Source organism: Dactylosporangium sp. CA-092794, from assembly GCF_050948465.1.
Classification (GTDB): domain Bacteria; phylum Actinomycetota; class Actinomycetes; order Mycobacteriales; family Micromonosporaceae; genus Dactylosporangium.
In genome coordinates this window covers 7,630,095-7,654,341 of the sequence record NZ_CP192044.1, presented here as the reverse complement: position 1 = coordinate 7,654,341, position 24,247 = coordinate 7,630,095, and the positions used below count along the sequence as shown (strand labels likewise).

At 70.1% G+C, this 24,247-nt stretch carries 18 protein-coding genes and 1 pseudogene; 9 read left to right on the top strand and 10 right to left on the bottom strand.

The genetic code is table 11. The annotated features are described in order from the left end of the window. Positions 1-90 precede the first annotated feature (90 nt). The 4 genes and pseudogenes from ACQPXD_RS32585 to ACQPXD_RS32570 form a co-directional block, all read left to right on the top strand. Positions 91-443: pseudogene (locus ACQPXD_RS32585) on the top strand (Tn3 family transposase); the annotation flags it as partial. A gap of 343 nt (positions 444-786) precedes the next feature. Continuing rightward, positions 787-1,308: a SigE family RNA polymerase sigma factor gene (locus tag ACQPXD_RS32580; protein WP_432825167.1), complete on the top strand. Its 522-nt coding sequence runs from the start codon at positions 787-789 to the stop codon at positions 1,306-1,308. Continuing rightward, entirely contained in the window at positions 1,301-2,593 is a 1,293-nt protein-coding gene (locus ACQPXD_RS32575; protein WP_432825166.1) for a rod shape-determining protein MreC, read from the top strand. The genes ACQPXD_RS32580 and ACQPXD_RS32575 overlap by 8 nt, the downstream gene beginning before the upstream one ends. Positions 2,594-3,074: 481 nt before the next feature. Continuing rightward, entirely contained in the window at positions 3,075-3,455 is a 381-nt protein-coding gene (locus tag ACQPXD_RS32570) for a hypothetical protein (RefSeq protein ID WP_432825165.1), read from the top strand. Positions 3,456-3,932: 477 nt separating this feature from the next. Here the strand turns inward: ACQPXD_RS32570 and ACQPXD_RS32565 are convergent, their stop codons facing one another. From ACQPXD_RS32565 to ACQPXD_RS32550, 4 genes are all read right to left on the bottom strand, one after another. Further along, entirely contained in the window at positions 3,933-5,678 is a 1,746-nt protein-coding gene (locus tag ACQPXD_RS32565; protein WP_432825164.1) for a hypothetical protein, read from the bottom strand. A 605-nt stretch (positions 5,679-6,283) separates the two neighbouring features. After that, on the bottom strand, positions 6,284-6,508 hold the full coding sequence (locus ACQPXD_RS32560) for a hypothetical protein (protein WP_432825163.1): 225 nt from the start codon (positions 6,506-6,508) through the stop codon (positions 6,284-6,286). Between the two features lie 213 nt (positions 6,509-6,721). Next, entirely contained in the window at positions 6,722-7,054 is a 333-nt protein-coding gene (locus tag ACQPXD_RS32555; RefSeq protein WP_432825162.1) for a hypothetical protein, read from the bottom strand. Positions 7,055-8,001: 947 nt separating this feature from the next. Continuing rightward, on the bottom strand, positions 8,002-8,613 hold the full coding sequence (locus ACQPXD_RS32550) for a helix-turn-helix domain-containing protein (RefSeq protein ID WP_432825161.1): 612 nt from the start codon (positions 8,611-8,613) through the stop codon (positions 8,002-8,004). 394 nt (positions 8,614-9,007) lie between these two features. Here ACQPXD_RS32550 and ACQPXD_RS32545 point away from each other — a divergent pair, with 394 nt between their 5' ends. Continuing rightward, the gene (locus ACQPXD_RS32545) at positions 9,008-9,319 is read left to right on the top strand and encodes a hypothetical protein (protein ID WP_432825160.1); all 312 of its coding nucleotides are present in this window, start codon (positions 9,008-9,010) and stop codon (positions 9,317-9,319) included. An 8-nt stretch (positions 9,320-9,327) separates the two neighbouring features. Here the strand turns inward: ACQPXD_RS32545 and ACQPXD_RS32540 are convergent, their stop codons facing one another. Further along, the gene (locus ACQPXD_RS32540) at positions 9,328-12,798 is read right to left on the bottom strand and encodes a BTAD domain-containing putative transcriptional regulator (protein WP_432825159.1); all 3,471 of its coding nucleotides are present in this window, start codon (positions 12,796-12,798) and stop codon (positions 9,328-9,330) included. A gap of 601 nt (positions 12,799-13,399) precedes the next feature. On the opposite strand from ACQPXD_RS32540, the gene ACQPXD_RS32535 reads away from it, so the two are divergent. Beyond that, complete coding sequence (locus tag ACQPXD_RS32535; RefSeq protein ID WP_432825158.1) at positions 13,400-13,762, top strand: DUF2203 domain-containing protein; 363 nt, start codon at positions 13,400-13,402, stop codon at positions 13,760-13,762. A 232-nt stretch (positions 13,763-13,994) separates the two neighbouring features. Here the strand turns inward: ACQPXD_RS32535 and ACQPXD_RS32530 are convergent, their stop codons facing one another. After that, the gene (locus ACQPXD_RS32530; protein WP_432825157.1) at positions 13,995-15,101 is read right to left on the bottom strand and encodes a right-handed parallel beta-helix repeat-containing protein; all 1,107 of its coding nucleotides are present in this window, start codon (positions 15,099-15,101) and stop codon (positions 13,995-13,997) included. A gap of 228 nt (positions 15,102-15,329) precedes the next feature. Here ACQPXD_RS32530 and ACQPXD_RS32525 point away from each other — a divergent pair, with 228 nt between their 5' ends. The 3 genes from ACQPXD_RS32525 (at position 15,330) to ACQPXD_RS32515 (ending at position 20,115) form a co-directional block, all read left to right on the top strand. Beyond that, complete coding sequence (locus tag ACQPXD_RS32525; RefSeq protein ID WP_432825156.1) at positions 15,330-16,304, top strand: acetylxylan esterase; 975 nt, start codon at positions 15,330-15,332, stop codon at positions 16,302-16,304. A gap of 64 nt (positions 16,305-16,368) precedes the next feature. Further along, positions 16,369-18,288 (top strand): Hsp70 family protein, encoded by a 1,920-nt coding sequence (locus ACQPXD_RS32520; RefSeq protein WP_432825155.1) that lies wholly within the window; start codon positions 16,369-16,371, stop codon positions 18,286-18,288. Between the two features lie 174 nt (positions 18,289-18,462). Beyond that, entirely contained in the window at positions 18,463-20,115 is a 1,653-nt protein-coding gene (locus ACQPXD_RS32515) for a beta-1,3-glucanase family protein (RefSeq protein WP_432825154.1), read from the top strand. 19 nt (positions 20,116-20,134) lie between these two features. On the opposite strand, the gene ACQPXD_RS32510 is transcribed toward ACQPXD_RS32515, so the two are convergent. From ACQPXD_RS32510 to ACQPXD_RS32495, 4 genes are read right to left on the bottom strand one after another with little or no spacing between them, the layout of a single operon-like run. Continuing rightward, on the bottom strand, positions 20,135-21,160 hold the full coding sequence (locus tag ACQPXD_RS32510) for a LacI family DNA-binding transcriptional regulator (RefSeq protein WP_432825153.1): 1,026 nt from the start codon (positions 21,158-21,160) through the stop codon (positions 20,135-20,137). 20 nt (positions 21,161-21,180) lie between these two features. Continuing rightward, positions 21,181-22,017: a carbohydrate ABC transporter permease gene (locus ACQPXD_RS32505; RefSeq protein ID WP_432825152.1), complete on the bottom strand. Its 837-nt coding sequence runs from the start codon at positions 22,015-22,017 to the stop codon at positions 21,181-21,183. Then, positions 22,014-22,907, bottom strand: a complete 894-nt coding sequence (locus ACQPXD_RS32500) for a carbohydrate ABC transporter permease (protein WP_432825151.1) — start codon at positions 22,905-22,907, stop codon at positions 22,014-22,016. The genes ACQPXD_RS32505 and ACQPXD_RS32500 overlap by 4 nt, the downstream gene beginning before the upstream one ends. Continuing rightward, positions 22,904-24,223 carry an ABC transporter substrate-binding protein gene (locus tag ACQPXD_RS32495; RefSeq protein WP_432825150.1) on the bottom strand — a complete coding sequence of 440 codons (1,320 nt, stop codon included), beginning with the start codon at positions 24,221-24,223 and terminating at the stop codon, positions 22,904-22,906. Before ACQPXD_RS32495 ends, ACQPXD_RS32500 begins: the two co-directional genes overlap by 4 nt. Positions 24,224-24,247 lie beyond the last annotated feature (24 nt).

The following is a 24,247-nucleotide window of genomic DNA, read 5'->3' as shown; positions in this document are numbered from 1 at the left end:
CACGCCGGCTCCGCCAGCGTCGCTCGCGAACGCCGCCGTGGTCAACTACCACCACCGATTGCCGCTGACCCGCGCGTTCGGCTCGGGCACCTCGACCGGTACCCACGCGCCGGCGCACTGCTGACCCGGCGGCTCAACTGGGACCTGGTCACGAACATGTGGGACGACCTGCTGCGGGTCGCTGAGTCGGTACAGGATGGACACGCCACCGCGGCGCCGGTCGTCGGGAAGTTGTGCTCGTCGAAGGAGCAGCAGAACGCGTTACCAGCGCGATCAAGGAGTACGAAGCGCTGCGCCGCACCGTCTACGCCGCCCGTTACCTGGCCGACGAGACGTACCGGCGGCGCATCGCCCGGCAGCTGAACAAAGGGTGAGAACCTGCGCGCCTGCGCCGCTCCCTCGCATACGCCAGGGAGGGAGCGCTGCGGTGCCGGTACCACGACGCATTCGTGAGCGGCGGCTGCTCTTGCGGATCGCCGCTCACGTCTGAGGTCCACCGCGCGCCGCAGCCGCCGGGCTCTACGGGAAGAGGTACAGCTCGGGGCGGAAGCGTCAACTGACGGCCTGGTTCGCGGAGAACGCCGGCTCAGGTCGCGACCCGACTGGACCGGGCCGTTCGCCGCCGCGATCGGTGTTCGAAACGCGGCGGTCGTCCCGTGTTGCTGCCGCCGGAGCCGTGACGTGCTCGGCAAATTGGACGAGAAACTTCTTTCTGGCGGCAACGTTTCAATGCGGTCACTGCGTAGGTAGTTGCTATCAGGATGTCGGCGAGGATGGTGAGGAAGCATGGACAGACAGGACGACGAGGAGGTGACAGCCTTCGTCAGGGCTAGCTACGGTCGTTTGCTTCATGAGGCCTTTCTGCTCTGCGGGGATGCTGGCCGAGCCGAAGACCTGGTGCAGACCACGTTGGCGAAGACGGTCGTGGTGTGGTCGCGTCTGCAGCGGTCGGAAGGAATCGACAACTATGTGCAACGGACGCTGATCAATACGTACCTCAGCGCGCGGCGCCGCCGGGCCTGGTGGGAGCAGCCCTTCAGCCGGCTGGTGGAACGGCAGGCCCGGGACGAGCACGTGGGGGTGGAACAGCGGGACTGGCTGCGTCGGGCGCTGGATGCTCTGCCGGCACGACAGCGTGCCGCGGTCGTCCTGCGCTTCTATGCAGACCTGTCCGAGCAGGACGCGGCGCTGGCGTTGGGCTGTTCGGTGGGCACGGTCAAGAGTCTTTCGTCCAGGGGCCTGCGGGCTCTCCGCCAGCGTTGGGTCGAGGTCGACGCCACAGCTGAACACGAGGTGCGGTATGCATAGCCAGACAGAGCTGCGTGACCGCCTTGCTGCCCTGGCCGAGCCGGTGAAACCTGTCGAGGGTTACGAAGACAAGGTCATGCGGCGGTCACGTCGGCTTCGTCGGCGGCGGCGTGTGACCGCCGGTGCGGCGGCCGCCGTGTGTGTGGCGGTACTGGTGACCATGTTCAGGGTGGTCGGATTCGGCTCGGCGCCACAGCTTGCCGCGCCACCCCCGGATGGCCCGTTCCTGGGCTGGTCTGCTGTCGGTGACGTCGATGCCGGTCTGGTACGTGAGGCCACGGACGTCTGGGATGCTGTCGGGACAGGAGGGCCGCACACCGCCGTCCGGGCTTTCGTGGCGATGCGGAACGACCAACAATTGCACTCGATCGCGGTCTTGCAGGGTTACGACAAGCAGGGTGTCGCGCGGTTGGCGTTCTTCACCAGTGATGTGAGTGCGGCTGAGGCTTTGCGGCTACGGGCGGATCGGCCCGCACCCGACCCGGTCACGACTGAGGTGATCAGCCTGGTCAGTCCCCGGTTGACCGGACCGGTCGGAGCGGTCAGTACGGATGGTTTTGGTACCTACGCCATCGCTGTTGCCATGCCAGGTGTCACTACAGTGCGAGTCTCGAATTCGATCATCGATGATGAGATGATCGGCGATCCCGACGCGCCGACCGGCCGCCTTGTTGTCCAGAGGTTCCCGCTGGCCGCGACAGCGCAATCAACGACCATCTCCGGATTTGTCAAGCCGAATCGACTGCTGGCCAAAACAACAAAGGTGTTCGAGGTGCAAGGCGACGGCGGTGCCGACGACGACGCGCGAGCGGTGCCGGGCAAGGTGGTGGCTGAAACCGGCCAGCAGATCGTTGTGGCTGTCCAGCAGATCCAGGCGGTGCGGCGAGGCCAGCTCGCTGTTGTGGCCGAGGGTTTGGTCGGACGCGTGACCGCAGTTGACGTCACGCGTGGCGAAGCGACAATTGACCTGGTTACCAGTACCGGATTCGCCGGCCCGGCTCACACCGACATCAGCGATGTGCCGGGCTCGGTGCGTGGCACCGGCACGAGTGTCGTCATGGAGCGCATACCGACAGGTGAACAGAAATATACGGTGAGTGCCGGAAATCGTGTTGTGATGCCGGATCCGTGCCAGCCGAATGACCATGTCGGCGCCATTACGGTTGGACGAGCCTCCTCGGCCAAGGCGGCGGATGCCAGCAGTGTGGAACTGGCACCGGCGGTTGACCTCACCCACGTGCGCGAGGTGTCAATCATGACGTCGTCCACTGGCGGCGATTGCTAACGCATACAAAGCGTGCGGGAGGCGACTCGCCTCCCGCACGCTTGGTGAGGCGAGCCTGCGCTGCGGGCGAGATCTCGCCGAACCCGTACGCCGTGATGATGTGGTCGAGTGGGTCAGCCTGCGGAAGCCGCGGGCCGGATCGTTGCCCGCCGCGATCGCGTTGATCGTTCGGACCGAAGGGGCATGGTGTGTGGCTGCGGCCTGGGCCTTGCATTCGGTGGTGCGCGCGCGTTGGCGAGCCTGCGGCGCGGCCTGGTCCAAGTGATCGCTTCGCGGCGTGAGCGTAAGCCAAGATCTAGGCAGGCCCGGCGTCAGAGGTCGAGCTCGTGCGGTCGCAGATTCCGGCAATCGGCCTCGCAGAACGCCCGGGCGGGAGCCCAATGACCGGAGCCGAACTCGACAGTCGTCTCAAGACTTCGACAACGTGCGATGTCCCGGATACTTTTGGCTGCGGCAGCTCCGTCGTGTCCTGGAGGCCTCCTTGAACGCATTGCCGCCCGTCAGTGTCCCTCGCACGGTCCTGACGCACCTCGTTACCGGCCTTGCCGATGACACCGCTCACAAGACCTTGCAGACGTGGACGCCTGGCAACGTCGTGCACCTCGGCGATGCGTTCGGGACCGTGCTTGCTTGGATGTGGCGCACTGATCCTGGCCTGGCCGTCGTCGCCATATCGACGGTGCTGTCACAGCTGCGGAAGTGGGACGAACTCGCGACGCCGAAGATCACTCTTGATGTCCTGCTGGCCGGGCTACCTTTCGCGATCGCGAACCTGTCGGACGAGGAACTTGATGACATGGTCACGACTCTGCGCCGCGAGGTGCCGAGGCACTTCGAGGCAGCCCAGAACGCGACAGAGTGACGACTGCGGTCGGCGCGAGCACGACCACAGCGGCAGATCCGGATGCCTCCGACGAGTGGGCGCAACGGGTTCGGGCCGTGGTAAAAGTCCGGTGAATCGGGCAGAAGGGTGTCTTGCCCGGCCGGGGCGAGGATTCGCGGCGGGCTGGCCTTCACGTTGGCCCGATCGGCTGCTGCACGCGCACTGGGTAACGCCCTTGACAGCTCACAGCGCGTAAATACGCGTGTACTTCGTCCTGGCCTTGCGAAGACGCGCTGCCCATCCTCGGCCGGGGGGTGAGCCGGGAAGACCGGCCAGCAGGTCATGGACGGTCACCTGCTCGGCGATGGCCGGGGCGAAGCTCCTCCCGGGTCGCGGGGTCGAACGGTGGACCTCCACGCAAGCCACCCTGCCGTTGCGTCGGCATATGCGCCCGCGATATGAACCCGTTGCCGGGCAACCCGGTGGGCCCCGGCCGGTGGCCGGGGCCCGAGGTCGTCAGCCGTTGACCACGAAGTCGTAGAAGTTGTAGTCGGACTGGTTGCCGGTCGCGTCGATCGAGTACACCTCGATCTGGTGGTAGCCGGCGGTGTCCGGCGTCCAGGTGAAGCTCGCGGTACCGTCGGCGCCGGTGGTCAGTGTCTGGGTGTCGCCCCAGTCGACGGAGTAATAGTAGGTCGTCACGCCCGGCATGCCCGGGGCGAATGCGAAGGTGCCCGGCACACCAACCCCGCCACCGCCGTCCCCGTTCGCGTCAGCTGCCGGGTAGACGTCCGAGCTGACCTTCGGCTCGTTGCTGATGTACAGGAAGAAGTTGTCCGGCGTGCTGACGAACCCGTTCGCCGATGTGCTCGTGACGGCCACACTGAACTGGCCGTAGTAGGTGGGCGTGACGGAGATCGTCGCGGTACCGTCGGCGGCTGCCGGCACGGTCACCTTGGCATTGGAGTTGACCTGGTAGGTGTAGCTGGCCACGCCGGTGACGTTCGCGTTGGGCGACAGCTTCAGCGTGATCGGGTTGTTCGGGCCGTTGTCGGTGCCCACCTCGGTCACCGTCGGCTCGCTGTCCTGGATCATGACCTGGTACTGCGTCACTGTCGAGGCGTTGTACGCCCGGTCGATGCTCGCCACGTACAGCGTGTTCGGCCCGCTTCTGGTCGGCGACAGATCGACCGCGACCGGGCCGCCCAGCGAGGGCGCCCGCACCAGGCCGGGCGTCGACCCGAACGGATCGGTCCAGATCGGCACGCCGTACGAGCCGATGCTGTACACCAGCACCCCGGGGTAGTTGTTCCAGCTGTACGCGTAGCCGATGACGTCGGTCGAGCCAGCGGCCGAGAACGTGAAGTGGCCCGGTACACCCACCGGCGACCACTCGCTGGTCAGGTAGTTCGTGGAGGTCACCGTGGGCGTAGCCGGCCGAGTACTGTCGGCGGTGAAGTAGCACGTCTTCGACCAGGTTGAGGTGTCGGTACCGTCGCTGACCTGCACCTGCCACGCGTAGCGCGTGCCGTCGACGATCGATGACAGCGGTACCGTCACCGCGGTCACCCAGTTGGTGCTGAGGTTCGCACTGGTCAGCGTGGTGCGCTGGCTGGGCTGCGCGGCCGGCCAGACCGCGAACGTGGCGGTGAGCTGCCCGGTGTCCTGCGGGTCGGGGTCGATCACCCGCGCGCGCAGGGTCGGCGTGCTGAGGTACTGCTGGCTGCCGTCGCAGAGCCGGAAGCCGTTGTACAGCTCGGTCGGCTTGGCCGGCACCGTGTTGTCGCCGATGGAGAGCCGCACCCGGTATTGCGAGGACAGGAGCCGGCCGAGCGCGACATTGCTCTCGGCGGCGCCCGGTACCTTCAGCTCGATGGTGACCTTGGTCAGGTGGGTAGCCTGCGCCCGGGCGAGCTCGGCCGACAGGTCGATGCCCACCGAGGCCGGACAGAGCTGGGCGCCACCGTAAGTACCGAGCAGCATGGTCTCGGCCGGCGGTTTCGCCCACGTGGGTTTGGTCGAGGCGGCGGTGACCCAGGCCTGCACGTCACGGTCGACACAGTCGGTGGCCTGCTCCTCCTTGAAGTACAGGTGGGCGGCGAGCAGGTGCTCGCCGTTGTAAGAGGACAAGTCGAAGGTGGCGTAGACCCGCGACTCGTGCACGACACCGGCCGAGTCGGCCCAGGCGCCGAGCGGCACGTCATCGGTCGGGTTGACGTACGACGTGGTCGGGTGCACCGAGTCGGTGTAGGCCCACGACACGAGCGGAGCGTCGGAGTAAGTGGTGGTGGCCGAAGCCGGCGCTGCCACGGCAAGCAGAGATCCCACGCCGCCGGTGGCCGCAGCCACCATAGCGAGAAGCACGCGTTTCACATCAACGATCGTACGAACGCCGGCCTCACGCCCGCTGACCCAAGACATTGGCAAACATGAATGCGGGCGTGCACGACGGTGGCGGCAACGTCGCGGCGGCGAACGGCCCGCCCGCCCAGTGCGTGAACGTCCGCTGCCTCCCGCGATACGGACGGCTGGGCCGCGCGCCGTACCCGCGAGGGGGTGGTGCGGCGCGCTGTCGCGGCGATCTTCGAGTCGGCCACCGCACGTCTGGCCGCGCTGTCTCGAACCAGCTCACGGGTTGCGCGTCGGTCGTCCGTTGACACCATCGCCCGCGGCTCGAGGTATCCGCACGCAGCGTCGCGAACCGTTGCGCAACGGCGGCCAGCTGCACGACGTAGCTGGCCTGCGTCGGCCGCTCCGACGGCCACGGTCGGGTCGCCTGACCCTCCCAACCATCCGGCTCGTCCCGATCAACGTGGGCCCCGGCCAGTGACTGCTGGCCGGGGACCCGGGGCCGTGCGGCCCACGGCTCAGGAGTTGGTGAGGTCCGTGGACTCGCCGGTGGCGGGGTCGACGGTCTCCTCGTAGACGCCGTCGCCGTCGGCGTCGATCGCGATGAGGTCGACCTCGCCGTCGCCGTCGGTGTCGGCCTCCAGCACGTTGGCGCCGTCGTCGAGGGTGTAGATCTTGGCCTGGTCGACGACGCCGTCGCCGTTGAGGTCCTTGTCGTCGAGGGTGACGTACGCTTCGCTCATGATTTCGTGGTCCTCCAGTCGCAGGTGTGGTGAAGCGTAGCGGCCACGAAGGGCCCTGCTACTTCGGGTCCGGCGGCGGTACGCCGGCCTCCCAGGACACCAGGGTTGCGCCGGCCGGAGGGCTTGACGAGGTCGCCGCCGGACAGGCCCTCGGACCTGAGGGACCGAACGGCCGACATCCGCCTGTCGGCAGCGTCGGCGCGCAACCCGATGTCAGCCGACGTCGATGCCGGCCGCCTTGTCGAGGCGCTGCAGCAGGTCGTGGGCCGCGAGTTCGACCGCCTTGTGTCGCCACTGGGCGGCACGGTAGACGCAGGCGATGAGGCCCGTGCGGTGCACGCGGCGTAGGTCGCCGTACACGAACGCGGAGCGGGCCTTGGTCTCGTCGGTCGCGCCGTCGGTCAAGGCCAGGTGCCACTCGGCGTCATCCGCCCACGAGTGCCGGCCGAGAAACGCATGCTCGTCGTCGGCCCGCGGCTGGGACTCGCGCCAGTCGCTCTCCAGCACATACTGCTTCGCGTCGATCAGGCGGTTGGCTCGCTCCACCGCGCAGGGTTCACCGTGTAGCTGGACATGACCTCTGGGGTACCCGCTTCCGGCGGTCCTCAGACATGCCGCGACACCGGCGCCGCCGGTCGCAGCTCAACCCCCCGCCAGGTGGTCGTTTCAGGACGCACTCGGTGTCACAGGCGCCGATCGGCATGAGACCGTCAGCGGCATGAGCGTGCGCAATTTGACATTCTTCGTCGATGGTCGGGGCGGTGGTTGCGGCAGGGTTCTGGGAGAATCAATGAATGGCGCAGCTACAGCTTTTTACCAGGAGCGAATTGGCTGCCATGCGCGACCGGACCAGGTCGCGCCGTTATTGCCCGGCAAAAGAGGAATTCCGCCGGGAACACGAACGACACCGGGCCTGGGGGCTGGCCAGACGTCACGCCGACAAGCTCCGCCGCATCCACGGCACCACCCCACCGGCGACCACCGTCGAGGATCGGCGGGACGACACGGCGCCCGAGACGGCGCCCGTTCCGACCCCGGAAACAACTACTGAACAGGCCGGACCTCGCGCGCGTGACACCAGTCCGGACCACCACACCACCGTGCCGGACCAGACGCCTGGCGCCGATCGACCCAGCCCGGTCCGCCAGCCCCGGTGCACACCCGGCCCGCCGCGCTGGCCCGCCACCGCGGCAACGAGCGGACCTGTAGGCAGCGGCACATCGCACCCGCCGACGCGTCAACGCCGTCGCTGCGAAATGTCAGGCGCGAAACGCTCCACCCATTATCCGAACGAGCCGCCGGCGCCATTCTTGCGAACGTTTTCACAACGACGCTGCACGCGCGCTCATCGGCATGAGCGGAAGCCAAGATCACAACCCGGGAGGGTTGCTGTGTGCATCAAACGTCCCATGGACAAGAGCCAACTCATCGTCGCCTTCGGTGAGGGCTAACGCTGGACGCTCGCCGAGGGCTCGGCCGTGCGATCGGAACTGTCAGGGGTGAACATCGAGCCCCGCGATGGCGAGCAGGTCTTCCTCCGGCATGCCCAGTCCTTCGGCAAGCTCGGCGACCAGGATCCGGTGCGGATTCCGACTTCCACTGCAAACCCCGCGGATGGTCGACTGCGCTCGCCCGCACCGCGTGGCCATCTCCATGATCGAGATTCCACGCAGTTTCATCAGCTGTGTGAGTACGACGCCGAAAGGATGTGGCTCCCGCTTGCCCGCTGCCGTGGATCCCGGTCCCAGGATGACGTCACCGATCTTCGCCTGGAACCGGGTCAACCGGTTGTCCTTGAACCGGACGCGCGCGGAAAACGGCAGTTCCTCACCGGCGTCGCGGCTCACCGTGCCGGGGACGGACACCTCGGTAAACCTCGTGACGGTTCGCGACTGATTGCTGGCGATCTCGAGCGGGTAAGCGGGCTCTACCTGGGTCACTCGCCAGGCCTGGTTCCACCAGGGCAGCTCATCGAGGAGTTCGTTGAAGAAGGGTGGCAGCAGCGCGAGATCCGCCGCCGTCGGTGGGTTCCCCCCGACGATTCCCGGCCAGCACGTCAACACCTTGATCACAGCGAAACTCAGCGGGCGGTCTGCGAGACTCACTGCTAGAGCGTAGTCGTCGGCGGCTCGTCGATACTCAGTCGGACGCAGCGACATCGATGCTCACTCTCGCACCGCGGCCCGTTCATCGTGTCATGCCGGCGGTGCGGTGGTGCAGGTAGTCAGTGAGCTTCAGCAGGCTTCCGGGGTTGGTGACGGTGGAGCCGCAGCGCGTCCTCGATGGTGGCGATGAGGCTGTTCCATTCGGCGGTACGTGGGAACGGGGTGGTCGGAATCATGGTGAAGCGACCGGCGATCTGGCTGCCGCGGACGGCCGGAGAACAGGCCGGCTTTCTCGACGTTGATGCCGGCATAGATGAACGTTGCCGGGATTCGTTCGGAGAAGTTTGAGGGTGTCGGAGACTTCGACGCCGTTGCGGGTGGCCAGGGTCAGGTTGTGGATCTCGTCGACGGCCACGCGCGATGGTCGAGCCGGGCGTCGCTACCGGAGATCGCGGATCTGCTGCGGGTATGGCTCGGCCCGGCGGCCCGCAAGGTGCCGACCCGAACGGCATCGGACTGGGCGATCCGCCTCGGCGCGCGGGTGAGCCCTCGCTTCGCGACGGTCGTTCCGGACCTGGGCGTGGCCCGCCGGGCGTCGAGCGCGAAAGCACGCGAGGTCCTGGGCTGGCGGCCCCGGCCGATCGAGGAGACGATCCTGGACGCCGCGGCCAGCCTGGCCGGCCTGGGCCTGCTCCGAGACGCGTAGCCGGCCCTTCATCCGGTTGCCACGCTGGTCTGCGTCTCGAGATCGGCCAGGAACCTCTCGGCGCGGCGGGCGAAGAGGTGGGCCCCCCGTTCGCCGGATCGGACCCGGGCTTCGTCGGCGGCGGCTCGTACGACGTCGACGGGTTCGCCGCGGGCGTGCAGCAGGCGCGCGCGCAGCAACAGGAGAAGTCCTTCGGCATAGCGCTGGCCGTGGGCCTTGATGGCCTGGTCGGCCCGGTCGAGGGCGGTCGCGGCCTGGTCGGGCATCTCGGCTGCCAGCCACATCTCGGCGATCAGTCCGTGCCAGTAGGCGAGGCCCCATCGTGGCGGGTCGTGCAGGGTCGCGGCCAGGAGAGGTTCGGCCTTGGCCGCGTTGCCGGCCGGGTCGTCGCCGGTGAGGGCACGGGCCCAGTACCAGTCCAGCCGTATGTAGGCTTCCTGCGTGACGCCGGGAAGGTCGGCGTCGGCCGCGACCCACCGCTCGGTCGCGTGCATCGCCCAGGCCGCGTCACCGGCCATCGAGGCGGCCATGGTTTGGTAGCGGGTCCAGCCCGACATCTCAAAAGTGTCTCCCTCGGCCTGGTACACCGTGCCGAGCAGGGACCGCGCCGTCTCGACATCGCCCTGCAGCGCGGTGATCACGCCCAGATAGCCGAACCACTCATCCGGGATCCGCCAACGTCCAAGGTCGTGCCGGCGTCGAATCGGGGCACCCCCGACCTGGCTGGCAAGGTGGTACAGGCTTTCCTGAGCCGGCCCTGGGTGCGGGTCGGCGGAGTTCGCGAGCAGCGAGGCAACGCCGTCCGTAGTGGTATGGCCTAGCCAGCTGAAACACTGATACGCCGCGCCGATGTCGCCGATGTCCCATTGGTACAGGCCCCAGGCCTGCCGGCCGTACGCCTGGATGATCGGGTCCGCGGACGCCTGGCCTTGCTCATGCAGCCGGCGAGCCCACATCCCACGGTCTTTCTCGGTGTTGACGTAGGCCCCGGTCATCCGAAAGAAGAGAAACTCGGCGGCGGCCGTCTCGCGGCCGAGTTTGCCGGCAAGATATGCGCCCCGTTCCAGCAGATCGAACGTCGAGCCGCCAAATCCCGGGGGCTCGACGGCGAGGAGGTTGTGCAGCGACAGGACGGACAGTTCCAGTTCCAGCAGCCCTGCGGTCCGGGCGATCTGGACAGCCGATTCCAGGTTCCGATAGGCGGCTGCGAACGCGAGCTTGGTAGCCGCGCGGCGACCGGCGCGCGCCAGTGCCTTCGCGGTGCGACCCGGGTCGGCCAGGGGGCCGGCGCCCCGCAGGTGGTAGGCGAGGCGTTCGGCGACGGACTCGTCGTCCGCATGGATGTGTTCGAGGGCGTCGGCGACGCGTAGATGCAGCTGGACGGCCTGCTGCAGCGCGGTGGTCTCGGTGACCGACTCGCGGACCAGGTCGTGCGCGAAGCGCCACGAGAACGGGTCTTCCGGCTTGGTCTCCAGGAGACCGAGTGCTTGCAGCGGTTCGAGGCGTTCGAGGCAGTCCGCGATGTCGACGCCGATCGCGCGGGCGAGCAGGTCGAGGTCCAGGTCGCGGCCGATGACCGCGGCGATGCGCAGCAGGCTGTGAGCGCTGTCGTCGAGACCGGTCATCCGATCGCGGACGACGTCTCGCACGGTGCCCGGCACTCCGGCCCGTGCTGATGCGCCGCCGTCGCCGAGCGAGCCGCCGTCGCTGAGCAGCCGGGACAGCTCCTGGACGAAGAACGGATTGCCGGCGGTGCGGACATGGATGTCGCGGGCGACCTCGGCACCGGGATCGTGGCCGGTTTCGCGGCGGATGAGCTCGGTCACGTCGGTCAAGCCGAGTGGGCCGAGCCGGATCCTGCGGTGACCCGGCAGCCGGCTGGCCTCAGCCAGCACCCGCGACAGGCCGGAGCCGGGTGTGGGTGCGCGATCGCGCAGCGCACCGATGATCACTGTCCCGGCGGGTAGGCGGCCCGCCAGGTGGCCGAGCAGCTGGAGCGAGGCGGCGTCGGCCCACTGCAGGTCATCGACGATCAGCAGCATGGGCCGTGGCGCCGAGGCCTGCCCGACGACGGTGACGACCTGCTCGAACAGTCGGAACTGCGCACCGCTGTCGAGAATCGCCGGCGCGGCCGCATAATCGTCGTCTCGCGATTCGAGGAGGCCGCCGACCTCACTGGCGAGCCACTTCTCCCGCAACGGCGCGGGCAGGCTGTCGAGAATCGGGTGGAGCGTCTGTTCCCAGGGCCACATCGACGGTGTTCCGTCGCCTTCCAGACATGAACCCCACACGACCAGCACGCCACGCCGGCTCGCTTCGGTGGCGATCTCTCGCAGCAGGCGGGTCTTGCCCACGCCCGGCTCGCCTTCGACGATGCGGAGCGCTGGGCGGCCGGCGAATGCCATCTCGACGGATTGCCGCAGTAAGGCGAGTTCCTCGGCCCGGCCGACCAGCCCAGCTGCCGTTCGTACCGACGCGCCGTCACCCCCACCGTCCGTACGCGCCACGAGCGGCGACGCCGAGGGCTGCGACAGCACTCGCAGGTGTGCGGCTTGCAGCTCCGGGCCGGGATCGATACCGAGCTCGTCGGCAAGGCGGGCGCGGAACTCGCGGAACAACGACAGTGCCTCCGTCTGACGTCCCGCCGCCCCGAGAGTGGAGATGAGGCTGGCCTGGACGGGTTCGTGGAACGGCGCCATCGATGCGGCCAGCTGCAACGCCGCCAGCACCCGTGCCGGTCGGCGCAGCGACACGGCCAGTTCGGCCGCTTCAGTGCACGCGGCGTAGAACTCGTCGTCGATGGCGGCGAAGATCGGCAGCGCGGTTGACCTGTGCGTGAACCCGTCGCCCGCACGGCCCCGCCAGAGGCCGAGCGATTCGACATAGCGATCGAGCGCCATTTCAGGGCGCTGCTGTGCGAGGGCCTCCTTGGCCGTCTCGACGAGTTCCCGGAAGGTGACGAGATCCAGGGTGCCGGGGGGTGCGGTGAACAGGTAGGCGTTTCCGCGGCGGTGCAGGTAGGAACCGTGTGTACGGGCGGGGACCGCGGGTTCGAGCAGTCGCCGCAACGCGCCGACGTACTTGTGGATGACGTTGAGCGCACTGCTGGGGACCTCGTAGTCCCAGATCAGGTCCATCAGCTCGCTCGTGCTGACTGGCCTGCCCACCCGGGCCAGCAGCAAGGCCAGCAGATAAGCCTGCTGCCGGGGACCGGCATCCACTTCGACACCGTCGCACCACACCCGCAACGGACCAAGGACCTGAAGGTGTACGAGAGTGCCACCGGCCGGCCGATCTTCGTTGCCCGGCCGGACAGGATGACCGGGCAGGGCCACGCCGACTCCCGGATGATACGACAGATTGCCAGCTAACAAACCGCGAAAATCGCACTCTAGCAGTGCGAAACCTGCCAGGTCCACAGTCGATGTCACCCGGCATCCCAGCCCACCGAACCTGCAGAACCTGACCTCATCGGCCATGACCGGATGCTTGGCTGTCGCACCCGCCGGGCGCAACATCCGATCTGCCCGGCCAGGGGGCGGATGAAAGTCTCCGTGATCATGATGCCCGTCGTGGCCGCACACCGGGTTGCCGTGATCCCGGAGACTTGTGGTATACGGGGGTACATCAGCGCTCCGTGATCATGAAAAACCGTTGGTGTCGATGGCGGGTTGCGCATGATCACGGAGACTTCCGGTCCCTGCGCCCTGCCGCGCGGCGTGCAGCGCCCGACCGGTGGGACGTGATCGCAGACCGTGCCCGCCGGTTGGGACGCGCAGGCCGGGCGCCGGTGGCCGCCGGCGGGCATCGCGGGAAGCGGCGCGGGCGGGTGCCGGGGTGCGGGCGGAGCGCGGACGGTGCGGGTCGGCCGGCATCGGCCCGCACGCGGCGCATCGACCGTGCCGGTGCCGGTCCATGGCGGACACACCAAGCTCATACACCACACCGGCGGACGTGACCGGTTGGGTGGCTGGGGCCTGGTGGCCGGCGTTTCGGGGCGTTTCGGGCGTGGGCCGGCGTGCCGTTGGGTGGCTGGGACCCCGCGGGCGGGGCGGCGGCGGGCGGTGGCAGGCTCACCGCATGGCGCAGTTCACCGTTGCCCGGGCCCGCGCCGAGCTGGCCCGTATCCGCCCGGCGCTGGACCGGCTGGTCGTCGTGCGTGCCGACGCCGCCGAGCTGGCCGCGGCGCTCAGCCCGGGCGGGCCGCCGACCGCGCTGGGTGGCATGGCCGAGCTCAAGGCGGCCGAGGCGCTGCTCGACGAGCTCATCACCGAGATCCGCGAGAGCGGGGCCTCGCTCAAGGGGCTGGCGCCGCTGTTGCTGGACTTCCCGGCCGAGCTCGGCGGCGAGGACGTGCTGCTGTGCTGGCTCGAAGGGGATGCGGAGCTGAGCTGGTACCACCGCGTCGACCTCGGCTTCGCGGGGCGCCGCCCGCTGCCGTGAACAACAAAGGGGCCGCCGCGGCCCGTGGCGCACGCGCGGCAAGGGGCTTCGCGGGGCGCCGCCCGCTGCCGTGAACCAACAACAGGGGCTTCGGCCGGCCGTGACGAAAGACGCGAGGCCGGCGAGAGGCGGCGGCCGCGGTGAGTGCGGCCGCCGCGCGGGGGCGATGGCGCGGCCCGGCCGTCCACGCGTGACGGACCTGGACGGGCGGGCCGAAACCGGGCGGCGTGTGTCAGGTGCAGACCACGCCCGAGCAGCCGAGGGGGTCGGCGGTCGAGTCGTTGCCGCCGCCGTCGATGACCGTTGACGGGTCGGCGAAGATGCCGTAGGCGGCGTTGTGCAGTGTGATGTTGCCGGCCACCGTGATGGCGGCGCCGGTTGGTGTGGCGAAGTGGGCGCCGTCGGCCACCGGGCGGGCCAGCCGGTCGGTGACGCCGCCCGCCGAGCCGTTGGCGTCGAAGGTGTTGCCGGAGACCGATGCCGTCGGGGCACCCGTGACGGTCGTGGCCTCGAAGAGCACGCCCGCGGCGGTGTTGGCGGTGAACGTGTTGCCGGAGATGACGGTGCCGGAGATGGTGGCCAGATCGTTCACCTTGGTCCGCACGCCGATCCGGTTGCCGGTGAAGTCGTTGCCGAGGATCCGGCCGCCGGTGCCGGTGGTGTCGATCCGCACGCCCTCGGTGGCGCCCTGGATCGTGTTGTCCTGGATGAGGATGTCCTTCGACACCGCGCTGTAGGTGATCGGGGCCCTGGTGAACGTGCTCTGCGTCAGCCGCACCGAGTTGGACTCGCCGATGGAGACCGCGCCGTCGGTCAGGCCGCTCAGGGTCACGGTCAGGCTGTTGGCCTCGAAGGCGGCCAGCGGGGCGTGGTCGAGGGTGACGCCGCTCAGTGTCACGCCGGTGGTCTGCTGCACCTGCACCTGGGCGCCGGTGACCGTGGTGGCGAGCACCGTCGAGTCCTGGGCGTTGAGCAGGCGGATGGCGGTGCCGCCCTGGATGGTCAGGCCGCTGAGCGTCTGGCGCTTCGAGGAGAAGCCGTAGAAGCCGAGGGCGAAGCCGCTGATGCCGCCGTTGGCCACGGTCACGTCGTTGGCGGAGGAACTGCGCACGGCCGTGCCGGTGCCGTTGCCGATGATGGTGTACCCACCGAGGTCGACGGTGATGCCGGCGGCCCCGACGATCAGCGCGTCGCCGGCGCAGGTGAGGTCGGCGGTCAGCGTGATGCTGGCCGTGATCGTGGATCCGCAGGCCGGGTTGGCGAGGGCCGGGGCGGCCGGTGCCGCCGCGACCGCAGCTCCGACGGCGGCGGCGAGCAGGAGACGGGAGAGGCTACGCATGAGTCACGTCCTTCTGGATCGGGCAGAGGGGCGGGGCTGTTGATCGGAGGTTATCGACGGGCTTCGGTGGCCGCGGTCCCGTTTCGCGGAGCGGGAAAACGGACCGGGAGCGGTATCTTGAACCGGTCGCCCCGCCCCAGTCCCGATGAACCCCGGTCGCCCCGCCGCCAGGTCCGATGAACCAGACGCCCCGCCCCGCCCCCCCCAGGTCCGAAAGGCTGAACCGCCGTGCCGCTGTCCGATCTGACCCTCGCCGAGCTCGCCGGATACCGCAGCACCGCGCCGGAGCCCGCGGACTTCGACGCCTTCTGGGCCGGGGTCCTCCAGGACGCGGAGCGGTCCGGCGGGTCGGCGGTCTTCGAGCCGGTGCCGACCAGCCTCAAGACCCTGCAGGTGTACGACGTGACGTTGCCCGGCCACGAGGGCCGCCCGGTGAAGGCGTGGTTCGTCGTGCCGGCCGGCGCCGGCGGGCCGCTGCCGTGCGTGGTGGAGTTTCCGGGGTACAACGGCGGCCGCGGGCTTCCGGAGGACTGCCTGCTCTACGCCTCGGCCGGCTACGCACACCTGTTCATGGACGTGGCGGGGCAGGGCAGCGGCTGGCGGCGCGGCGACACCGAGGACGTCGCGCCGCAGGGCAGCGGGCCGCAGCACCCCGGGTTCATGACCCGCGGCGTCCTCGACCCGGCCAAGTACTTCTACCGCCGGGTCGTCACCGACGCGGTCCGCGCCGTGCACGCCGCCCGCAGCCACCCGCTGGTCGACCCGCAGCGCGTCGCCGTCACCGGGGTCAGCCAGGGCGGCGGCCTCACCCTGGCCGTCGCCGGCCTGGTGCCGGGCCTGGCCGCCGCCGCGCCCGACGTGCCGTTCCTGTGCGACATGCGCCGCGCCGCCGAGCGGGCCATGACCGGGCCGTACCCGGAGATCGGCGGCTATCTGAAGGTCCACCGCGACCGCGTCGAGCAGGTCTTCGCCACGCTGTCGTACTTCGACGGCGTCAACTTCGCCAAGCGCGCCACGGCCCCGGCCCTGTTCAGCGCCGCCCTGATGGACACCACCTGCCCGCCCTCGACGGTGTTCGGCGCCTACCACAACTACGGCGGGCCGAAGCGGATCGAGGTCTACGAGTTCAACGGCCACGAGGGCGGCGAGACGTTCCAGGCCGCGACCCGGCTGCGCTTCCTGGCCGGCGTGCTGCACCCGTGAGGCCCGGCGCGGACTGGCCGAGTCGGCAATGTACAGCGCGCCCCGGCGGCCCGTAGGTTGAGGCGTGAACGTGGGACATGGCGGGCTGGCCGTCGATCTGGGGACCTCCAACACCGTCGCCGTGCTGGCGGAGGCGTCGGGGCGGGTCCGGCCGCTGCTGTTCGACGCCTCGCCGCTGCTGCCCTCCGCCGTGTATGCCGCGCCCGGCGGCACCCTGCTGGTCGGCCAGGACGCCGAGCGCGCGGCCGCCGGCGACCCGGCCGGCCTGGAGCGCAACCCGAAGCGGCGCATCGACGACGGCACGGTGTGGCTGGGCGACCGCGAGGTGGCCGTGGCCGACCTGTTCGCCGCGCTGCTCGCCCGGATCGCCGGCGAGGCCGGGCGGGTGGCCGGCCGCGCCCCGGGTGACGTGGTGCTGACCCATCCGGCCACGTGGGGACCGGTCCGGCTGGCCGTGCTGGCCGAGGCGGCCGCCAGGGCGGGGCTCGGCGGGGTGCGCCTGATGCCCGAGCCGGTCGCCGCCGCGTCCTACTTCGCCGGCATTCCGGGGCACCGGCCCGCGCCGGGCAAGTCGCTCGTCGTGTACGACCTCGGCGCCGGCACGTTCGACGTGACCGTGCTGCGGGCCGACCCCGGCGGGTTCACCACCCTGGCCACCGCCGGCCTCGACGACGTCGGCGGCCTCGACCTCGACGCGGCGGTCGTCGCGCACGCCCGCGCCCAGACCCCGGAGGCCGCCGCGCTGTGGCAGCGGCTGGACTGGCCGCGGACCGTCGCGGACCAGCGCCACCGCCAGCAGTTGTGGAGCGCGGCCCGGGCGGCGAAGGAGCAGCTGTCCCGGCACGCGTCGGTGGAGCTGCACGTGCCGCTGATCGAGGCGGGGGTGCACCTGACCCGCGAGGAGCTCGACCGGCTCGCCCTGCCGCACCTCGAGCGCACCGCCGCGCTGACGCTGGCCGCGCTGCGGGAGGCGGCCGTGCCGCCCGAACAGGTGGGCGGGGTCTACCTGGTCGGCGGCTCGTCCCGGATGCCGCTGGCGGCGACCCTGCTGCACCGCACGCTGCGCATCGCGCCGACGGTGCTCGACCAGCCCGAGCTCGTCGTCGCCGAGGGCGCCCTCGCCGACCTCCCGGCCGAGGCCCCGGCGACCTCGGCCGTCCCCGTCCCCGCGGCATTCCCCGTCCCCGCGGCATTCCCCGTCTCCGCGGCGTTCCCGATCAGCGGGCCGATCAGCGGGCCGATCAGCACTCCGGTGAGCGCGCAGCTGCCCGCGGACCTGACGCCCCCGGCCGGTCAGGTCGTGACCGCCCCGGCACCGGCGCCGCGCACCGGCCGCGGAAGGACGATCGCGCTGGTGGCGGCCGCGGCGATCGTGGCGGTCGTCGCGGCGGTCGTGGTCGCGGTGCGGCCGTGGGAGCGCGATCCGGGCGCCGGCGCCGCGCTCGACGACCCGAACCTGCTCTTCCACGACGAGTTCGGCGGCACCGCGCTGCAGAGCGCCTGGCGCCCGGTGAGCGGCACCTGGTCGGTCCGTGACGGCGAGCTGGTCGGCAGCGGCAGCTGGCCGACCCTGACCCTGACCCCGGCCCGCAGCCTGCCGGCCGACGTCGCGGTGAGCTTCCGCACGATGCTGGAGGGCCAGGGCGAGTCGGAGCTGATGCTGCACGTGTCCGGCGGCCGGTTCGTGCGGGCGTACCTCTACGCCATCGACAAGAAGGCCGTCATCGGCGACGGCCGCCTCGGCACGGCCGGCACCGCGGACGGCGGTCCGACGTCGGCGTCGAAGTCCTACCCGGTCACGGCCACCACCTGGTACTCGGTGCGGGTCGTGGCCAAGGCCGGCACGTACTCGATCGCGGTCGACGGCAAGGACGTCGTGGAGTTCAAGGACAGCACGGGAAAGCTCAGCGCCGCCGGGGCGCTGGGCTTCACCGGCAACGCCACCACCGTGCACATCGACGATGTCAAGGTCACCGCCGTCTGAACACCTTATTGACAATAATCTTTACCGATCGATATGGTGAGAGCGCTCTCAAGGCTCTGCCCCGCCCTCATCACCCGAGCTGGAAGAGCGCTCTCTCATGCCCGCCCCGGCTGCCAACACCGGGCGCCGGTCGGTCCCGGGGTGGCATCGTCCGGAAAGGGAGGACACCCCTCGATGCTCCGCAAACGCAAGCTCACCGGCCTGCTCGGCGCGCTGGCCCTGGCGCTGCCCGCCGGCCTCGTGGCCGCCGCCCCGGCCGCGCACGCGATCGGGCCCAACCTGCTGCCGGTCACCGTGACCAACAGCACCGGCCGCGGCGAAGCCGTGTATCTGTACGTCATCGGCACCAACACCAACACCGGCCGGCTCGGCTACGTCAACGCGGCCGGCACGTTCACCCCCTGGAGCGGCGGCGCCGTGCCGCCCGTGCCGGCGCCCGACGTCTCGATCGCCGGGCCGGGCAACGGGGGCAGCACCACGCTGCAGTTCCCGCGCGGTTTCTCCGGCCGGGTGTACTTCGCGTTCGGCGAGAAGCTGAAGCTCTTCATCACCACCGACGGCTTCGTGCAGCCGGCTCCCTGGGCGGCCGGCGACCCCAACCAGAACATCCTCTTCGACTGGAGCGAGTTCACCTACGGCGACTCCGGCCTGTGGATCAACAGCACCCAGGTCGACATGTTCGCGATCCCGCACGCGGTCTCGGTCACCGGGGCGAGCGGCGCCACCAGCCGCACCGGCGACCTGGTCGCCGACGGCCGCAACAACGTCATCAACCAGGTCCGCGCGCAGTCGGGCTGGGCCAACTCGGTCGTCACCCGCTCCGACGGCACCGTGCTGCGCGTGCTGTCGCCGGCCAAGGCGGCCGGGGCGGGCCTGCTCAGCGGCACCCTGCAGGACTCGTACATCACGTCGGCCTGGAACGCGTACACCGCCAAGACGCTGACCGTCGTGCCGTTCGCCGACCAGCCGAACACCAAGTACTTCGGCCGGACCAGCGGCAACGTCATGACCTTCACGAACACCTCCGGCGCCGTGGTGACCTCGTTCAACAAGCCGTCCAGCTCCGACGTGTGGGGCTGCGCCGGTAACCTGCCGGCCCCCAACGACCAGGTCATCGGGCCGATCTCGCGCACGCTGTGCGCGGCGCTCAACCGCGGCACCCTCGGCACGGTCGACACCCAGCCCGACCTGAACTCGGCCGGGTTCTACCAGAACAACCCGACCAACCAGTACGCGAAGATCATCCACGCGAACATGGCCGACGGCCGGGCCTACGCCTTCCCGTTCGACGACGTCGGGCACTTCGAGTCGCTGGCGACCGACTCCGACCCGCGCTCGGCGGCGATCGTGCTGAGCCCGTTCAGCGGCGGCGGTGGCGGCGGGACGACGATCCCGTCCGGCACGTGGTACAGCGTGGTGGACAAGACCAGCGGCAAGTGCGTCGACGCCCGCGCGGCCGGCACCGCCAACGGCACCGCGATCCAGCAGTACACCTGCAACAGCACCTACGCCCAGCAGTTCCAGTTCCAGCCGACCAGCAACGGCTACGTGCGCATCAACAACCGCAACAACACCGCCCAGGTGCTCGACGTCAACGGCGTCTCCACGGCGGACGGCGCGGTGGTCCAGCTGTGGGGCTACGGCGGCGGCAACAACCAGCAGTGGCTGCCCGTCTCGGAGGGCGGCGGGTACTACCACTTCGTGAGCCGCAACAGCGGCAAGTGCCTGGACGTGCCCAACTCGTCCACCGCCGACAGCGTCCAGCTGCAGCAGTGGACCTGCAACAACACCGGCGCCCAGTCCTACCGGCTGGTCGCCCAGTCCTGAAGCCGCCCGGCCGCGGTCGTCAGGCGGACTCGCGCACCACGAGTTCCGTCGGGATGATGACCGCGGCCGGGCTCTCGCCGTCGATGAGGCTGAGCAGCAGGCGGACCATCTCGGCGCCGATGCGCGGGTACGACTGGCGCACGGTAGTGAGCGGGGGCGTGGTGGTCGTGGCGATCTGGCTGTCGTCGAAGCCGCCCACCGCCACGTCGGCCGGCACCCGGCGGCCGGCGCGGGCCAGGGCGGTGAGGGCGCCGGCGGCCATCAGGTCGGAGGCGACGAAGACGGCGTCGAGGTCGGGGGCCCGCGCCAGCAGCTGTCCCATCGCCTGCTCGCCGCCGGCCCGGGTGTAGTCGCCGTGCGCGATGAGCTCGGGGGCGGCGTCCCCGTAGGCGTCGCGGTAGCCGGCCAGCCGCTCCACGCCGCCGGAGGTGTCCAGCGGGCCGGTGATGGTGGCGATCCGCCGCCGGCCGGTGGAGCGCAGGTAGCCCACCATCTGCTTGGCGCCGTCGCGGTCGTCGGCGGCGACGTAGGCGGCCTGCCGCTCGTAGCCCAGCGGCTTGCCGCAGGCCACCACCGGCAGGCCGCGGGCGAGCAGCTCGGGGATGAGCGGGTTGCCGCTGTGGGTGGACACGAGCAGGGCGCCGTCGACGTGGCCGCCGGTGAGGTAGCGGCCGAGGCGCTTGCGGTCCTCGAGGGTGCCGGCCAGCGTGAGCAGCAGCGTGATGTCGTGCTTGGCCAGGGCCTGGGTGCAGCTGTGCAGCAGCACGTTGAAGTTCGGGTCCTCGAACAGCTTCTCCTGCGGCTCGGACAGGATGAACGCCACCGACTGCGAGCGCTGCGTGACCAGGCTGCGGGCGTGCTGGTTGACCACGTAGCCGGTCTTGCGCATGGCGCGCTCGACCGCCTCCTGGGCGGCGTCGCTGACGTCGTGGCCGCCGTTGAGGACCCGGGACACCGTGCCCCGGGACACGCCGGCCGCCGCCGCCACGTCGTTGATCGTGGGGCGGCGGGCCGGGCGTCGCCGGGGCTCGCGAGGTTCTGGCACCTCGACATTCTGCCTCAGGGTCACCCTTTGACGGCGCCGGAGATCAGGTCGACCCGCCAGTACCGCTGCAGCGTCAGGAACAGCGCGACCAGCGGCAGGATGGACAGCAGCGCGCCGGTGACGACGAGGGTGTAGAGCGCCGGGGTGGTGTTGCCCTGGTTGAGCATCGTGTAGAGCCCGACGGTCACCGGGAACTTGTCGTCGGAGGTGAGCATGATGAACGGCAGCAGGAAGTTGTTCCAGACCGCGACGAACTGGAACAGGAACACGGTGACCAGGCCGGGCAGCATCGACGGTACCGCCACACTCCGGAAGATCCGCAGGTCACCGGCGCCGTCGGTGCGGGCCGCCTCGATCAGCGAGTCGGGCACCGCCGCGCCCGCGTAGATGCGGGCCAGGTAGATGCCGTAGGGGCTGAGGATGCTCGGCAGCAGCACCGACCAGTAGGTGTCGGTCAGGTGCAGCCCGGCCAGCAGCAGGTACTGCGGGATGGCGAGCACCACCGCGGGCACGAGCACGCCGGCGAGCAGCACGTTGAACACCGCCGCGCGGCCCGGGAAGCGGTACTTGGCGAGGGTGTACCCGGTGAGCCCGGAGACCGCGGTGGACAGCAGCGCGCCGCCGCCGGCATACAGCGCCGTGTTGAGGATCCATCGCCAGTAGATGCCGCCTTGGTACCGCGAGAGCTCGCCGACGTTGCCGGGCAGCGCACCGCCGGGGGCGAGGGTGAACGTGCGGAACAGATCGGCGTTGGTCTTCGTCGACGCGGTGAGCACCCACACGATCGGCAGCAGGCAGTACACCGCCCCGGCCAGCAGCGCCGCGGTGGGCAGGACGGCCGGCCGGCGGCCGGTCACGACTCGGCCCCGAAGGCGCGGCGCTGCACCAAGCGCAGGAAGCCGAACGACAGCACCAGCGTGGCGGCGGCGAGCACCACCGAGGCCGCCGCCGCGGTGTGGATGTCGTCGCGGGCGAACGCGTCCTGGTAGATCTTCATCAGCGGGGTCCAGTTCGACGGCAGCGCGTTGGTCAGCGGGCGCAGCGTGGTCGGCTCGCTGAACACCTGCAGGGTGGCGATGAGCGAGAAGACCGAGGTCATGATCAGCGCCGGGGTCAGCAGCGGGATCTTGATCCGCCAGGCGATCTGCCAGTCGGTGGCGCCGTCGATGCGGGCCGCCTCGTACAGCTCGCCCGGTACCGCCCGCAGCGCGGTGAACAGCACGATCATGTTGAAGCCGGTGCCGCCCCACAGCGCGATGTTGGCCACCGAGCCGTAGATGGTGACCGGCCCGAGCAGGTCGAGCGGGTGCCGTCCGGCCGCGGTCAGCAGGTACTGCCCCGGCCCCACCGACGGCAGGTACATGAACCCCCACATGAGGCTCGCGATCACCGCGGGCACGGCGTACGGCAGGAAGATGGCGATCCGCGCGAACCGCCGGGCCCGCGCCCGGGGCAGGTCCAGCAGCAGCGCGAACAGCAGGGCCAGGCCGAGCATGGTGGGCACCAGCAGGCAGCCGTAGATCAGCACCCGCAGCGCGGAGTGCCAGAACTCGGCGTCGGCGAACACCTGCCGGTAGTTCGTCAGCCCGGCGAAGGACTCGGTCCGCGCCGCCGCGCCCAGGCCGAGCCCGCTGACCCGCACCCGGCGCACGGACAGGTAGCCCGTGTAGCCGATCGGCACCACCATGAACAGCACGAACAGCGCGATGGCGGGGGAGAGGAAGGCGTACGGCACCCGCGGTCTCATCCGGCGACCTTGAAGCCGTTCTGCTGCAGGTCGGCGACGGTCGAGCGCTGCATCGCCGCGACGGCGCCGGAGAACGCGGTCCGGTCGGTGATCGCCTTGGCGAACGCGTCCTTGTAGGTGGCGTACGTGACGTTGACGTTCGGGCCCCAGGTGACCCCGGCGGCGGTACCGGCGATCGTCTGGGCCAGGGTGTAGAACTCGGGCTGGTTGGCGAAGAACGCGGGCGGCTTCGCCAGCGCGCCGCCGGACTGCGCGGCGGTCGCGGCCGGGTAGATCCCGCCCTCGGTGATCAGGCCGGTGACCGCGGCGCTGTCGGTGTTGAGCCAGATCGCGAACTCGGTGGCCTCCTTGACGTGCTTGGACTTCGCGGCGACGGCCGTGGACGAGCCGCCCCAGCTGCCGGTCCGGTGCTCGCCCGCGCTCCACTGCGGCAGTTCGGCGATGGCCCACTTGCCGGCCGTGTCGGGTGCGTTGCCGGTGAGCACGCCGGGACCCCAGACCGCGCTGGGCCAGGCGATCAGGGTGCCGTCGTTCAGGGCCTTGTTCCATTCCGGGGTGTACATCGGCTGCTTGTCGATGTCGCCCGAGGCGACCAGGCCGCCCCAGAAGTCGGCGACCCGCTTGGTGGCGGCGTCGTCGACGGTGACGCTCCAGGTGTCGCCGGAGACGCCGAACCACTTGGCGCCCGCCTGCTGGGCCAGCCCGGCGAACCAGCCCGGGTCGGCGGCGGAGAAGGTGGTGAGGTACCGCTTCGGGTCCTTCTGCCGGACCTCCTTGGCGGTCCGCGCGAACTCGTCCCACGTCGCCGGGACCTTCAGGCCCAGCTGCGCGAAGACGTCCTGGCGGTAGTAGAGCATCATCGGGCCGGAGTCCTGGGGGATCCCGTACACCGCGTCGGTGCCGAGCGTGATGGTGCTCCACACGCCCGGTGCGAACTTCGCCTTGACATCGCCGGTGTACTTCGCGATGTCACCGGCCGCGCCGTTGCTCACCAGGGTCGGCAGCGCCTGGTACTCGGCCTGGAAGAGGTCCGGCGGGTTGCCGGCCTTATTGGCGGTGAGGACCTTGGTGACCTCCTCGTCGCCCTGCGCCTGCTTGCTGACCGTGACGTGCACGGCGGGGTGGGCGTCGTTCCACCGGGCCACGACCTTGTCGATGCCGGGCACCCAGGACCAGAAGGTCAGCTCGACCTTCCCGCCGTCCTCGGCGCTGCCCGAGCAGGCCGCGCTCAGCAGCAGTGCGCCGGTCGCCGTGGCGGCCAGCAGTGCGCGCGTGGTGCGCTTCATGGGGATCTCCATCACGTAGTCGCCGTTCAAACGGGGGGTGTACGACCGTGAGCG